15 protein-coding genes are annotated in these 13,815 nt (G+C 65.3%); 7 read left to right on the top strand and 8 right to left on the bottom strand.

Features of this window, described 5'->3' with window-relative positions; translation table 11 throughout:
* Positions 1-62: 62 nt before the first annotated feature.
* Both RPB_RS11035 and RPB_RS11030 read right to left on the bottom strand, forming a co-directional pair.
* On the bottom strand, positions 63-776 hold the full coding sequence (locus tag RPB_RS11035) for an outer membrane protein (RefSeq protein ID WP_011441091.1): 714 nt from the start codon (positions 774-776) through the stop codon (positions 63-65).
* Positions 777-1,001: 225 nt separating this feature from the next.
* Entirely contained in the window at positions 1,002-1,394 is a 393-nt protein-coding gene (locus tag RPB_RS11030) for a hypothetical protein (protein WP_011441090.1), read from the bottom strand.
* A gap of 298 nt (positions 1,395-1,692) precedes the next feature.
* Here RPB_RS11030 and RPB_RS11025 point away from each other — a divergent pair, with 298 nt between their 5' ends.
* The 4 genes from RPB_RS11025 to RPB_RS24565 all read left to right on the top strand — a co-directional run bounded on the left by RPB_RS11025 (position 1,693) and on the right by RPB_RS24565 (position 5,604).
* Positions 1,693-2,214: a tetratricopeptide repeat protein gene (locus tag RPB_RS11025; RefSeq protein ID WP_041798681.1), complete on the top strand. Its 522-nt coding sequence runs from the start codon at positions 1,693-1,695 to the stop codon at positions 2,212-2,214.
* 123 nt (positions 2,215-2,337) lie between these two features.
* Positions 2,338-3,117, top strand: coding sequence for an NAD kinase (locus RPB_RS11020; protein WP_011441088.1), 780 nt, complete (start codon positions 2,338-2,340; stop codon positions 3,115-3,117).
* A gap of 610 nt (positions 3,118-3,727) precedes the next feature.
* Positions 3,728-4,903, top strand: a complete 1,176-nt coding sequence (locus RPB_RS24125) for a DUF262 domain-containing protein (protein WP_011441087.1) — start codon at positions 3,728-3,730, stop codon at positions 4,901-4,903.
* Entirely contained in the window at positions 4,900-5,604 is a 705-nt protein-coding gene (locus RPB_RS24565) for an MAE_28990/MAE_18760 family HEPN-like nuclease (RefSeq protein ID WP_011441086.1), read from the top strand. Before RPB_RS24125 ends, RPB_RS24565 begins: the two co-directional genes overlap by 4 nt.
* Here the strand turns inward: RPB_RS24565 and RPB_RS24120 are convergent.
* Positions 5,568-6,629 carry a DNA cytosine methyltransferase gene (locus RPB_RS24120; RefSeq protein ID WP_157038805.1) on the bottom strand — a complete coding sequence of 354 codons (1,062 nt, stop codon included), beginning with the start codon at positions 6,627-6,629 and terminating at the stop codon, positions 5,568-5,570. The two genes, RPB_RS24565 and RPB_RS24120, sit on opposite strands and share 37 nt — an antisense overlap.
* A gap of 234 nt (positions 6,630-6,863) precedes the next feature.
* On the opposite strand from RPB_RS24120, the gene RPB_RS11010 reads away from it, so the two are divergent.
* Positions 6,864-7,259: a hypothetical protein gene (locus RPB_RS11010; protein ID WP_245258340.1), complete on the top strand. Its 396-nt coding sequence runs from the start codon at positions 6,864-6,866 to the stop codon at positions 7,257-7,259.
* 569 nt (positions 7,260-7,828) lie between these two features.
* Here the strand turns inward: RPB_RS11010 and RPB_RS24880 are convergent.
* Together RPB_RS24880 and RPB_RS11000 are read right to left on the bottom strand one after the other, a co-directional pair.
* Positions 7,829-8,005: a hypothetical protein gene (locus tag RPB_RS24880; RefSeq protein WP_011441084.1), complete on the bottom strand. Its 177-nt coding sequence runs from the start codon at positions 8,003-8,005 to the stop codon at positions 7,829-7,831.
* A gap of 213 nt (positions 8,006-8,218) precedes the next feature.
* Positions 8,219-8,401 (bottom strand): hypothetical protein, encoded by a 183-nt coding sequence (locus RPB_RS11000; RefSeq protein ID WP_011441083.1) that lies wholly within the window; start codon positions 8,399-8,401, stop codon positions 8,219-8,221.
* A 249-nt stretch (positions 8,402-8,650) separates the two neighbouring features.
* Between RPB_RS11000 and RPB_RS10995 the strand changes: the two genes are divergently transcribed.
* Both RPB_RS10995 and RPB_RS10990 read left to right on the top strand, forming a co-directional pair.
* A complete protein-coding gene (locus RPB_RS10995) occupies positions 8,651-9,196 on the top strand; it encodes a response regulator (protein WP_011441082.1) in 546 nt (181 codons plus the stop codon).
* Between the two features lie 4 nt (positions 9,197-9,200).
* Positions 9,201-9,779: an Hpt domain-containing protein gene (locus tag RPB_RS10990; RefSeq protein WP_011441081.1), complete on the top strand. Its 579-nt coding sequence runs from the start codon at positions 9,201-9,203 to the stop codon at positions 9,777-9,779.
* 514 nt (positions 9,780-10,293) lie between these two features.
* On the opposite strand, the gene RPB_RS10985 is transcribed toward RPB_RS10990, so the two are convergent.
* From RPB_RS10985 to RPB_RS10980, 3 genes are all read right to left on the bottom strand, one after another.
* Positions 10,294-11,463 carry a DUF2336 domain-containing protein gene (locus tag RPB_RS10985; protein ID WP_041798200.1) on the bottom strand — a complete coding sequence of 390 codons (1,170 nt, stop codon included), beginning with the start codon at positions 11,461-11,463 and terminating at the stop codon, positions 10,294-10,296.
* A 12-nt stretch (positions 11,464-11,475) separates the two neighbouring features.
* Positions 11,476-11,685 carry a hypothetical protein gene (locus RPB_RS24560; protein WP_157038804.1) on the bottom strand — a complete coding sequence of 70 codons (210 nt, stop codon included), beginning with the start codon at positions 11,683-11,685 and terminating at the stop codon, positions 11,476-11,478.
* An 861-nt stretch (positions 11,686-12,546) separates the two neighbouring features.
* Entirely contained in the window at positions 12,547-13,680 is a 1,134-nt protein-coding gene (locus RPB_RS10980; protein WP_011441079.1) for a transglycosylase SLT domain-containing protein, read from the bottom strand.
* Positions 13,681-13,815 lie beyond the last annotated feature (135 nt).

Raw genomic sequence — 13,815 nt, 5'->3', positions numbered from 1 at the left:
GAAAGGCCGGCGCGTGGCCGGCCTTTCGTCCTAGGATTTCGGTCGGAAAAGCGCTTCGTGTCCTAGTACTTCGCGACCGCGGGGCCGCCCCAGCCGAACCGATAGTTGATACCGGCCTTGACGGTGTGGTCGTCGTTGCGGAACGTGGTGCCGACCATGTCGGCCGGACCGCTGGTGAAGGCGGTGTTGTCGAACTTGTAGTATTGATACTCGACCTTGGCGGACCAGCTCGGTGCGAACATGTATTCGAGGCCGGCGCCGACCGTGTAGCCGTCATTGCGGCTGCCCGACGTCGAATACGCCGCCGGGATGCCGCCGGCGGTGGCGACGCCGAGGCTGGAATCGCGGAAGGCGTAGCCGCCCTTGGCGTACAGCAGCGCCGGGCCCCAAGTGTAGCCGATCCGGCCGGTGACCGAGCCGAGGCCGCGGGTGTTCTCGGTCGCGGTGCTGCCGGCCGGGAAGATCACGCCGGTGTTGTTCGACGCCATCCAGCTGTATTGCGCTTCGAGGCCGACCACCCAGTTCGGCGCGAACTGATAGTCGAAGCCGCCCTGCACGCCGCCCATGAAGCGGCCGGAATCGCTCTGGAGGTTGTTGCTGCCGGCGAAGGCGCCGCCAACATTGCCGCCGATATAGAAGCCGGTCCAGTTGTAGACCACCGTCGGCGCAGTGGCGGGCGGCGCCTTGGTGTAGGCCGGCCGCGGACCGAGATCGGCGGCGAAAGCCGGTGCGCCGAGCGCGCCGAGCGCGACTGCGCTGAGCAGAAACTTCTTCATCGTCGTCCCTCGTCGTCTCGCGTTCGATCCCGTCTCACGTTCGATATCGTCCCGCGTTCGGTCTCGTCCGATCTAATCAAACAACGTGGCGCCAGTTTGGTTGCACGGCGGCGAAGCCGCAGCGAGGATCGAGCGCGACTGTGACGGCGACATAGCGCTCGGGAACTCGCGCGTAAGAAGCGCCGGTCGACAGATTAGTCGCGGCGGATTGCGATTTGGTCGGGTCTATCGCGACAATTTTTCCAGTTCCGGAAACGGCGCGGTGACGACGCCGGCGCACAGCTCCTGGGGGTTGGCGGCGACGCGGTCGAGCCGGCCGTCGACATGGACGATCGCGAGTTGCTGCGGCTTGGCGGCGGGCGGGGTGAAGCGCAGACAGGACACGTAGCGCACTTGCCCGCCGAGCGGGCGCTGCACCGGCTCGGCCATCGCGGCGTCGCGCAGTCCCGCCGGGTTGTTCAGATAGCTGCGCAGAAACGCCGGGATCTCGCTGCGATAATTCGCCGGAAACGGCTGCACCGCGGCGCCGCCGTCGCCCGGCCCGGCGCTGGTGACGCAGCCGCCGAGCGGGACTGCGACGAGCAGCGCGAGCGCGATGCGGCGGATCGAAGCGGACACGGCGGGCTCATGAATCGGCGGCGGGACGCCCAAGCCATAGCCGGTTCGCCGCGGAAATCAACGATTCCGCCGTGGCATGTGATCGCGCGCGGCGCGCTTCGGCGGCAAGCCTGTTGCCAAACGCCGCGGCGCTTCCGATCATGCGGCGCAGTGAAACCGCTGCCGCCGCGCCTGCGTATGAACCATTGGCCGGCACGGCGCGGCAAAGGGTTCGAGGCCGCGGCCGGGAATGTCCGGCGAGGCGCGGTGTTTCGATCAGGGCGTCGCCCTGGATGGGTCGACAATGGAGGGATTGCTGATGACCAAAGCTTCGCGACTGCTCGCCTTCGCCCTGCTCTCGGCCGCGCTGATCGCGCCGCCGGCGTTCGCCGCGCCGGATTCCGACCCGGCGCCGCCGCCGAAATCGGACGCCAAGTCCGGCAAGAAGAAAGACGACCGCAAGTCCGAGCAGCGCTTCCAGGACGGCTACCGCGCGGCTTACGCGACGATCTACGACCGCGCCGACTACGCCGCCGGCATCGATCAGCTGAAGGCGCTGAGCCGCGACGACAACGCCTCGGTGGCCACCCTGATCGGCTATTCCTATCGCAAGCTCGGCGACATGAAGCTGGCGCAGGCGTATTACGAGCGCGCGCTGAAGACCGACCCCGACCACGTCCGCACCTGGCAGTATTACGGCCTGTGGCAGGTCGAACAGGGCCACCGCGAACGCGCGCGCTATCATCTCGACCGCATCGCCGCGCTGTGCGGCAACACGTCGTGCGCGGAATACACATCGCTCGCCGAGGCGATCGCCGGCGGCGCCGGCGGATCGTACTGACCGGCCTCGCGCGGCCGCCCGCGGGCGGCTCGACAAAACCGGCAAAGGGCGTATAGACCAGCCCGGCGAAGCCCGCCTCCCGGCGGGTTTCGCGCCGTCCACGCCCGCGCAGAGCTTCGCCGCATGACTCCCTCCCCGCGCCGCGACCGCATCGCCTTCGTCGCGAGCCAGAGCGCGGAAGCGCAAGCCGCACAGGCACAACTCGTGTCGCTCTACGGCGATCACGACGCCGCCGAGGCCGACGTCGTGGTCGCGCTCGGCGGCGACGGGCTGATGCTGCAGACGCTGCATCAGCAGATGCGCAGCGGCCTGCCGATCTACGGCATGCACCGCGGCACGGTCGGCTTCCTGATGAACGAATATTCGATCCACGATCTGCGCGGACGGCTCGAGGCCGCGCGCGAGACCGTGATCCATCCGCTGCTGATGCGCGCCACCGACATCTACGGCGAGGTGCACATCCACCACGCCATCAACGAGGTCTCGCTGTTTCGGCAGAGCCATCAGGCGGCGCGGCTGCGCATCATCATCGACGAGCGCGAGCGCATGAGCGAGCTCGTCGCCGACGGCATTCTGGTCGCGACGCCGGCGGGCTCGACCGCGTATAATCTGTCGGCGCAGGGCCCGATCCTGCCGATCAACGCGCAGTTACTTGCGCTGACGCCGATCTCGGCGTTCCGGCCGCGGCGCTGGCGCGGCGCGCTGTTGCCGGACAACGCCTTCGTGGTGATCGAAGTGCTGGAAGTCGACAAGCGCCCGGTGGCGGCGGTGGCCGATCACGACGAGGCGCGCGACGTGCGACGGGTCGAGGTGATTTCCGACAAGACCATCGCGCTGCGGATGCTGTTCGACCCCGGCCACAGCCTCGAGGAACGCATCCTCAGCGAGCAGTTCGGCACCTGACGGCGAGCGCCGCCGCGACGGGCTTTTTCAGTCGACAGATCAAGCACTTGCGCCTGACCTAGTGGGTCTTGCGGCAAACCTGTGGCAGCGCCGCCGGCCGCCGCGGCGACCGTTGAAATCATTCGGGAATTCCGATCGACGTCTTGCGGCAAACCGGTGACAAACCTGTGGCACGCACGCGCGGCGCCGAATCCGGCTTGCGGCCGGATGGTGGCGGCGACGCCCGGGGCGCGGTGGGCGGTATCGGGATCGGGTCTGCGCCCGGCGTGACCAGGGGGACACAGGTGATCGGACAATATTCCTGATCTGTCGTGGCGCGATCGCCACAGTCGGCGGGTCGGCGCAAATGCAAATGCTTCGCACCGCAGACTCCCCTCGCGCCGGGGGGAGGTCGAGAAGGTGGACCCGCGTTGGCTGCCTGCGAACGGCCAATGCCGGCTAGACCATGATAATTGCGCTCCATCCTCTTGTCGAGATCATCGCCTAGATCGTGCGATCGAACACTTTCTCAGCATTTCATAACCTGCTTGAGCGTCCTTCGTCGGAAAAGCGATGGGCAGCCCGCCAACATCTTTGCTAGTCTCCAACAGGCAAGAAGGGATTCATACTAATGGCGAATGATAATGATGACTGCGAAGAGCAGCTCACTTTTTTTACGACAGAGAAACCGCACCGTACGCAACGAGAGATCGAAGCCGCAGAGAGCCAAATTGTCGCCCAGTTGCGAGACGTACGATACGTAGTTCGCGAATATCCGATCGAAGTCGTAGTTCAAATGTACCTAAGCGGTAGAAGCGAAGATCGCAACGAAATATATGTGCCAGACTATCAACGAGACCTAATCTGGTCGGAGAGACACAAATCTCGCTTCGTCGAGTCCCTTTTGATTGGACTCCCGATCCCTTTTCTTTTCGTTGCAGACGTCGGGGACGAAGAAGATCCAGACAAAGCTGGCAGACTAGAAATCGTTGACGGCGTCCAACGCATTCGAACCCTTGCGGAATTCCTAACCGGCAGGCTAACACTAAGTTGTCTTGATCGCCTTGATCGTCTGAACGGTTTTCGTTTCAATGATCTTCCAATTTCCAGACAGCGACGCTTCCGCAGAGCTACACTCAGATTGATTGAACTGACAGAGGCCGTTACCGAAGACGTGCGTCGTGAGATGTTCGACCGGATCAATAGCGGATCAGTCAACCTAAAAGCGGTCGAAGTCAGAAGGGGGATGCAACGCGGCCCATTTCTTGATCTTGTTACCGAACTCGCGGCAGCCCCCCTCCTACACCAACTAGCGCCAATTTCGGACGGACTTCGAAAGCGATTTGAGTATGAAGAATTAGTCACTCGCTTTTTCGCATTTCTTTACCGTTACGAAGACTACGGGAAAGGAGGAAAGGTCGTCTCCGAATTCTTGCTCAACTATGTACGCGACACGAACAAGAAATTAAGCTCTCCAGAAGGCGACAGAATTGCTGAAGAAATGAAGCGCCAATGGCACGAAATGCTAGAGGTAGTACGAGGCTATTTCCCCGACGGCTTCAAGAAGCGCGGCCCCGGCCGCAAGGTTCCTCGGGTACGTTTCGAGGCAATCGCAGTGGGCATCGGATTAGCGATAAGAGCACTTAAGGACGACGGAGACAGCTTTAAGATTCTCCACATAGACAACATTGATGAATGGCTTGAAAGTGACGAATTCAAAGAATGGACCACCAGTGACGCCTCGAACAACAAATCGAATCTTGTAGGACGCCTCGAATTTGTCCGTAACAAAATGCTAGGCCGATGACCTATACTTTTCTATCCGATTTTGAAGACCGCAAAAGGCAAGTTCGCCACTATCTCGCAGTTGTGAGTAAAGCAGAACGAGAGACGGGACTTGGCGCATCGCGCGTTCAAGACGGACGGCTTCTTACACTTAGAGCAGGAACGTTCCTCATCCTTTATAACCTCATTGAGGCATCGACACGCGGCGCGCTCGAAACGATCCACGACAAAATCATAACAAGCGAGATTCCTTTCCATCTACTAACCACTCCTCTAAAGAAAGAGATCATTCGCCTGTTTAAGAAAGAGGCAGATCCAGCGACACACTGCTCGATGGATGACTTCTCTTCTGCGTTCGTAGCAATCGCTTTGGCGAACGGTATAAAACTGTCCGGGAATGTAGATGCGAAAGCAATTCGTGTAATTTGCGAATGTTATGGTTTTTCGCATCGAACCGATAGCCGCACCACGCGCGATGGAAGCGACCTGGTAACGATCAAACGAAATCGAAATGACCTCGCGCACGGGCGCAAGACGTTTGAGGAGATCGGGAGAGACCACACTGCCCCCGAACTACTTCTTCTGTCACGACGATCAATGCGATATATGGACGGAATATTGAGCAATGTCGCATACTATTTGGAACACGAGCGCTATCTGGAATTGCCACCAATCGCGCTCGACATTCAGCCTCTATCAGTGCGTTTTAGCGCAGTAACGTGATTTAGAATGGCGTTACCGATTGCCAAGCCAAGGGCCGGCGGCACAGCATTTCCGATCAATCTGCCTATACCTCGAAAATTCACACGACTCCCAGTCGGAGCAAACTGAAAATCTCGAGGAAACGATTGCAGAATGGCTCCCTCTCGGAGAGTAATCGCACGATCTTGCTCCGGGTGGCCGAAGCGACCATTCCCAAAGCCGTAGAACTGAGTTGTAATCGTCGGTGAGGGTTTGTCCCATGACATACGTCCATACACGGACGGATAGGTCTTTCCAGACCCAGTCTTGTGACATGCGACACGCATACGCTTTGGCCATTCCCGCCAGGTGCCCGCCGGCCTTGATTGGCGAATTCGTGCCAGATTGCGCGGCGTCAAAGCGCGAGACGCATGAAGCGGATCGACAGGATTGGCTTCTCCCGCTTTCACAGGGGAAAGCTTGCCGATTGCCTTCTTCACCGTTGTCGGCGGTGTTCCAATCGGCTCGGGAAGTCGAATATCTCCAAATTTGGACGCCAAGAGTACCAGTCTCCGACGATTCTGGGGCACTCCGAATTTGGAGACATCCAGTACATCCCAATTCAGGAAGTAACCTTGCGACTTGAGGTCTGTAACGAAGTCTTGCCAAAGCGGGAGATTCGCGAGGCGAGGCACATTCTCTAGGGTGACAATGTCCGGATCTGACTCACGAACTATGCGCAGAAATTCTAGTAGCAGTTCCCACCGACGATCAATTGAACGTCGCTTTGTCGTGTATCCTGAGAACGGCTGGCACGGTGCACATCCGGCCAAAACTCGAATCGAGGCATCGCCAAATAGGCTATCTACGGCCTTCCCCGACAGGCTGGAAACGTCCGCTTCAACAAACATGGCTCCAATATTGGTCTCGAAAGGGAAACGACATGCCGGATCGAGATCAATTCCGGCTGCGACCTTTATCCCGCTGATCTTCAAGCCCAATGAAAGGCCAGCGGCCCCGCAAAAAAGGTCGACCGCCACAATCCTCGACGGCACTTCTCGTTGCATCGCGTGATTCCCCATTATCGGAAATTACCCTAGCACGCAGGGGATTTTGATCTTTTTTTGCCCTAAGGCACACGCGGTGATGGGATTTGATCTTGGACGGCCCATCTGATTTGGCGAGCCATGCCTCTCTATCTGGTGCGTGGCTTCGCGACGCATCACAATAGCAGGTGTTAAGCGCGGATTTGTGCACGCGGTGATGCAATTGGGTCCGCTGGACGCTGCGCCAGTTGTCCATTGCTGGCGTGGCTATGCTGCGTTGGGTCCGCAGCCCCTCCCCGCGCGGGCGAGGGTGATCGCATCCGGATCACACGGCCGGCCCCTGCTGCCGCGACGCGTCGTCCCCGGGGCCAGGCGGCGACGGAGGACGGCGCGCAGATCGCAGCCTCCCTCGATCTCGGCGAGACCAAGCAGAAGCCGTCGTTCCCGGCCGGCGCGGTGGAGCAGACCGCCGCGGTGTTCGCGGCGTTGGCCGCGGCGCCCGGCCCGCGCGACGCCAAGGCGCTCGCGGCGGAATTCCGGCGGACCAAGACCACCGAGAAGAAAGTCGCCGAGGTGCTGGCGTCGCTGGCGCGGCTCGGCTACGTCGCCACCGCCGACGGCGTCCACTACGCGCTGCGGCGCGTGGCGTAAGCGCGCCGCCGCGCGCCCCCGCCTCGGCCTCGATCACCCTCCCCGCAAGACAGGGCGATCGCGTATGAAAGTCGGCGGTTGCTGCGAGCATCACCCTCCCCTGGAGGGGGAGGGTCGGCGGGCAGCGCGCGCAGCGCGGTGCACGCCGGGGTGGGGTGAGAAGCGGGCACGGCGGATGAACTCTTCGCCACCCCACCCCGCTCGCTGCGCGAGCGACCCTCCCCCTCCAGGGGAGGGTGAGCCGCGTCGCGCAATGGCCATCGACATTGCCGAAGCGCCAGCGCCTCTCACCTCGGGATTCCGGGCTCGTGCGCAGCTTCGCTGCGCCCGCCCCGGAAGGACGGGGGGACGGCGGGACTTGCGGCTGGCGCGTTCGTCCGCGGCCCATCCTTCGAGGCCCGATCGGCAACGCTTCGCGTTGCCGATCGGGCGCCTCAGGATGACGTCGAAGGTGGTGCGCCTCGGGATGACGGCGAAGGTGGCGCGCTGCTCAGGATGACGGCGAAGGTGCGCGCTGCTCAGGACGACATCGCAGGTGGCGCGCGGCTTCGCCGCCCCGCCCGGCCCGTTCAGCCGCGCTTGCGCGGCGCCGGGGCGCGCTGGGGGACCAGCTCGTGGACGGGGCTGAAGCGGTCGACCATGGCGCGCAGCCGGTTGATGCGGCGCGCGTAGTTCGCCATCAGGCCGATCAAGAAGGCACTGCAGGCCAGGATGAAGATCAGAAACGCGGTGAATTCCTCGGTCATCGTATCGCCCCCTGCCCGGCTCGCCGTCGCGGCGGCGGCTCGGTGCGGCCCCGCGGTGTCGATCGTAGGCGTGTCGGGGGCGTTGGCAATGACCGTCGACAATTCCGCCGCGCGCAGCTGCCTCGATCGCGCGCGATGGCTAATCGCTGCTTAAGCGCGCCTTGCTGCGCCGCAGCGCAAAATCGATCGGCGCGGCCCGGCGGCGGCGGCGTGCTACTCGTGATAGAAGTGGCCGTGCGGCTCGGTCAGCGAATGGTCCCAATGCGCCGCGTGCCGGGTCCTTGTTTCGCAGCTCGGGCACTGATACTCGCGCAGCTGATAGCCCGGCACCAGCGGCCGGTTGCCGATCAGTTCGAGCGTCTGGTTGCAACGCGGGCAGCTCGGGGGGGTGGTCATCGACGCGCTCCGAATCAGTAACGATCCGAGGTTAGTCGGGCGCCCGGCGCCGCACGAAGCAGCGCGATACCCGCCGCGAAATAATCGCCGCAGCGGCGCGTCGCAGCCGGCCCCCGGGGTGTGGAGCCCGGCGGCTGCGGCGGGCGTCTCGCACCCTGGGCGACGCGCGCGCTGCGGCAACGCTTCGTTAACGACGTCCGCCTATCGTTAACGCCAGGTGTATCCTCGTCCGGCCGAGCCCGCTGTTTCATGTTCCGCATCGACTTCAACAAGCTGCGCTTCCTGGTGTGCGACGACAATCCGCATATGCGCCGCATCCTGCGGACGCTGCTGCATTCGTTCGGCGCGCGCGAAGTCTACGAGGCCGAGGACGGCGCCACCGCGCTCGAGACCTTCAGCCACGCCGCGCCCGACATCGTCATCACCGATTGGGAAATGCCGATCTTCGACGGGCTGGAACTGGCGCAGATGATCCGCCAGCCGGATTCCAAGGCCAATCCCTACGTGCCGATCATCATGCTGACCTCGCATTCGGAGAAGCGCCGCGTCACGCTGGCGCGCGACGCCGGCGTCACCGAATTCCTGGTCAAGCCGATCTCCTCGAAGGGGCTGTATCAGCGCGTGCTCAACGTCGTCGCCAGCCCGCGGCCGTTCATCAAGACCCGCAATTACTTCGGCCCGGACCGGCGGCGCAGCGTCGGCGGCGGCTATATCGGCCCCGAGCGCCGCGGCCACGGCGAAGCCGACATCATCCAGCAGGCCTCGCTGCTCGACAAGGCCAAGGTCGCAGGCTGACGCCATGAGCCGAAAACGCCCCGACGACATCCAGGTCGCGACTTTTCCCGACCATCAGGTGATCACCCAGGCCAACCCGCTGCGCAAGGTGATGCGCCGCGTCGACGGCGCGCATCTCGACGATTCGGTGGCGCGCGCCGAGCAGGCGCTGGCGCAGCTCGCCTCCGAATTCGCGCAATGGATGCGGGTCGAATGCGACCGGCTGTCGGCCGCTCATGCGGCGCTGGCGCAGGCCGGCGTCACCGCCGACACCAAGGCCGAATTGTTCCGCGCCGCGCACGACATCAAGGGCGACGCCGCCACCTTCGGCTATCCGGCGGTCGCCGCCGCCGCCTTCAGCCTGTGCCGGGTGATCGAACACGCGCCCGACCTCGCCGCGGTGCCCGACGAACTGATCGCCAACCACGTCCGCGCCATCCAGGCGATGGTCCGCGAAGGCGCCGCCGCCGACAAGGCCGAGCTGCAGCGCGCGCTGAACCGCAAGCTGCGCAGCGTCGCCGACGACTACCTCGCCGCCGTCAACCGCGACCGCCCCGACCACCTCGACGCCGTGCTGTCGCCGAGCCTGGCGCCGGGGGAGTAGTCCGGCGCGCGCCGACATCCAAGCCCGCCCTTCCGGGACGCGCGCAGCGCGGTGGTACCACGTCGGTCCGCCCCGCGCACGGCGCGCCCCCTCGCCCCGCTCTTCGCGGGGAGAGGGTTGGGGTGAGGGGCGACGCGAGTCGCTGACTCTCGGCTCTGGTACACAAGTGATGCGCCCGGCCGCGGCGAGACGCCCCCTCACCCGCCCGGCTTCGCTCCGCTACGCCGGACGACCTCTCCCCGCGCGCGGGGAGAGGTGAAGGAGACCGTGCCATCCTCCGAAGCTGAACGATCACCTCGCCCCGCGCACGGCGAACTCCCTCGCCCCGCTCTTCGCGGGGAGAGGGTCGGGGTGAGGGGCGACGCGAGTCGCTGACTCTCGGCTCTGGTACACAAGTGATGCGCTCGGCCGCGGCGAGACGCCCCCTCACCCGCCCGGCTTCGCTCCGCTACGCCGGCCGACCTCTCCCCGCGCGCGGGGAGAGGTGACGGCGGCCGCGCCTCGTTGCGAACAGCTACGCCGCCATGCGCTCGAGGCGCTGGACGAATTGCTCGGCGATCAGATCGTCGCAGAAGGCGTTGGCGTCTTCGCGGGCGGATTCGGTGGCGAAGCGGCGCAGCAGGATCAACAGCGGCGCGGCGGCATCGGCGCCGGTCTCGCAGCGCGTCAGCACGCGTTCGACCATCAGCCGGCGCAGCCGCGCGGCGTTGCGCTCGGTGCCGACGAAGCCGATCTCGTGCAGCGCCTCCAGCGCGGCGCGGAACGCCGGATACGTGCTCTCCGGCAGCCCGGCGCGCGCCAAGAGCGCCGTCAGGCCAGGGCCGCCGCGCTCGTGCAGCAGCGCCGCGACGCGCGCCTGCGGCAGGCCGGACAGTTCGACCAGAGCGCATTCGAACAGATCGAGATTGCCGGACAGCAGCGCGCGCAGGATCAGCCCGGCGGTGAGCTGCGAGGTGGCGCGCAGATGCCGCATCAAGGCGACCATGTCGTCGCCGCGCGCGCGCGCCGCCAGCGCCACGGTGGAGCGGTCGACCGCCTCGGTGGTGGCGCGCGCGGCGCGATCGGCCGTCAGCCAGCCGCGCGCCACGACGAATTGCTGCAGCGTGTCGGACAGTTTCGCCATCAGCGCCAGCCGCGTCGCCGCCGGCAGATCCTCCAGCACCAGCATCGACTCGCGGATCGCGGCGAGATGGCCGTGGCGCTCGACGATGCGGTCCCACGAGAACGGCGCCAGCTCGGCGTGCGGATTTTCGATCAGCTCCAGCGCCGCGGCGGCGGTGCCGACCTCGGCGATCGCCGCGCACACCGCGGCCGGCAGCCGCACCCGGCGCGCCACCGCGCATTGCACCTGATCGTCGCCGGTGGCGACGATGTCGACCAGATCGGCGTCGATCAACAGCGGCGAGAATTCCAGAACCGGCAGCGCCACCGACGGCTGATCGGCGGCGAGCGCGCGAATGATCGCGGCCGGCGCCTGCGCGCTGCGGCAGAACACCTGCGCCATGGTCTGGCGCACCAGCGCCGAGACGTCGTCCAGCATCAGCAGCAGCGCGCCTTCGGCGGCGGCGCGATCGGCGGGAGAAAGATCGGAGACCAGAAACGCCCGCGCCAGCGCCCGGGTCGCCTCGGCACGCTCGCCCGCGGGCGCGTGACGTATCCAACTGATGAACTGCCGAACGATCATGGGCATTCCGGCTTACGCAACGACGACATCGTGACGCGATGCCAACGTCACACTTTCTAAACCATGACGCTTAACAAAGGGTTCACCATAACTGGTTGGGTTTGTTGCTGTTTCGTTAACGGCGGAAACGTTCGGACATCCGCGCACGCCGGTCGGCAGGCGATCGAGGGCGTTCGTTGCGACGATGAGTTGCGCGTCGAACGATCGGTAGCGCGCGGCCATCCTTCGAGACGCCCGGCTACGCTCTGCGAGCGAATCCGGGCTCCTCAGGATGACGATGAGGCGAGTTGGTCGCTCGATGAGCTGAAGCGAGTTGTTAGTTGCTGGCGCGCCCGGCCGCGGTGAGACGCCCCCTCACCCGGATCAGCGCTCGTCAGTTCGCGGTTGAACGAACGCCTCGCCCCGCGCACAGCGAGCTCCCTCACCCCGCTCTTGCGGGGAGAGGGTTGGGGTGAGGGGCTGCGGCGGTTGCGACGCGGGAGTTGTTAGTTCGATACGATCGCTCGGCCGCGTCGAGACGCCCCCTCACCCGGCACGCATCTGGCGATGCGCGCCGACCTCTCCCCGCGCGCGGGGAGAGGTGCAGGACGCGGCGTCCTGCTTCGAAGCTGAACGAACGCCTCGCCCCGCGCACAGCGAACTCCCTCGCCCCGCTCTTGCGGGGAGAGGGTTGGGGTGAGGGGCTGCGGCGGCTGCGGCGCGGGAGTTGTTAGTTCAAGGCGAGCGCTCGGCCGCGTCGAGACGCCCCCTCACCCGGCACGCATCTGGCGATGCGCGCCGACCTCTCCCCGCACGCGGGGAGAGGTGCAGGACGCGGCGTCCTGCTTCGAAGCTGAACGAACGCCTCGCCCCGCGCACAGCGAACTCCCTCGCCCCGCTCTTGCGGGGAGAGGGTTGGGGTGAGGGGCTGCGGCGGCTGCGGCGCGGACGGTCGTTGGTTCGATACGATCGCTCGGCCGCGTCGGGACGCCCCCTCACCCGGCACGCATCTGGCGATGCGCGCCGACCTCTCCCCGCGCGCGGGGAGAGGTTCGCTCGGTGCGTGCGGCGATGAATTCAGATGAAGCGCCGCTGCTGCTGCGATCAGCTCGCGTAGGTACCGTTGCGGTCGCTGAACAAATCGAGGGTGCGCGGCGGGCGGATATTGGGGGTGGTGGACAGCGCGGCGGATGGATCCACCAGGCCGAAATCGGTCGGCGCGGTCGCGGCGGCCGGCGCGTAGGACATCGTGGTGCTGGAGGCGCCCGACGTCGCCGCGCGCGAGGCGGCGTCGGTCGAGGTGCTCGATGCGCCGGTGGCGTTGCTCCACAATTCGCGCACCGCCGGCGACACCGGCTCGCTGCGGTCGCCGCCGAGAAACAGCGTGCGGAACATCGGCTCGGCGGACTGTCGGGTCGACGACGCCGTCGCATCGACCGACGACACCGCGCCGACCGCCTCGACGGTGCGGGCGTCGGGGAAGCTCGACAGATAGGCGGCGTTGTCGACCGACCGCGCGGAGGCCAGCACCATCGCCGCACCACTGACGGAGGCGGTCCCGCCGGCCGAGGCCAGCGCGGTCTGCGTCGCGGACGAATTCGCCGCCGCATTGTAGCGGCTGTTCAGATTGTCGTAGACCTGCGCCACGCTGCGGGCGTTGCCCGAGCGGTCGTAGAAGATCGACTGGTTGGCGGCGGCGGCGTTGGGAAACATCGCCGCGGCGCTGGCGTTGGGCGTGTCCTGCGCGGCGCTGATCAGTTTGGACGCGCCGCCGACGCCCATGAAATGCGCCATGTAGAGTTCGGAGTCGGACGGCCGCCGGCCGAGCGCGCCGGTCAGCTTGAAGCTGTTGGACTGCGTCAGCGCGCCGGCCATCGCCGAACTCACCACCGGATCGTTGCGCAGATCCATGATCGCCTGGCGCGTCGCCGGATCGCTGACGGAGTAGCTCCCGGACGCCGATTTGCTGATCGCATCCGCATAGTCGCCATAGCCGAGCTGGCCGCCGGCCTCTTTCACGGTGCCGAGCCAGGTCTGGTCGATGAACTGGAACAGTCCCTTCGCCGAGGAGGTCGAGGCCGCGGCCTGCGGATTGAAGTTCGATTCCATCTTGGCGGTGGTGAGCAGATATTCGAAGCTGGCGCCGGTCGAGCCCGAGGCCTGCTTGATCGCGCCGGCAATCTTCGCCCGCGCCGGATCGACGAGGCTGACCGCGGAACTGGCGATTTCGGCCGACATGATGGAGGACCCTGCTCCCCGAGCTGCGGTGAGACTCGCGCGTGACACCGGCTGCCACGGTGCGGCCGGTATGGTTAATGAGGGGTTAATAAGGCTGGCGAGTGCCTCTCGCTAAGCACCGTCATTCCGGGGCGC

Source organism: Rhodopseudomonas palustris HaA2, assembly GCF_000013365.1.
In the GTDB taxonomy this organism is placed as follows: Bacteria; Pseudomonadota; Alphaproteobacteria; order Rhizobiales; family Xanthobacteraceae; genus Rhodopseudomonas; species Rhodopseudomonas palustris_J.
Note: the sequence above shows the minus strand (reverse complement) of the source record. Positions and strands in the feature narration are given on the sequence as shown.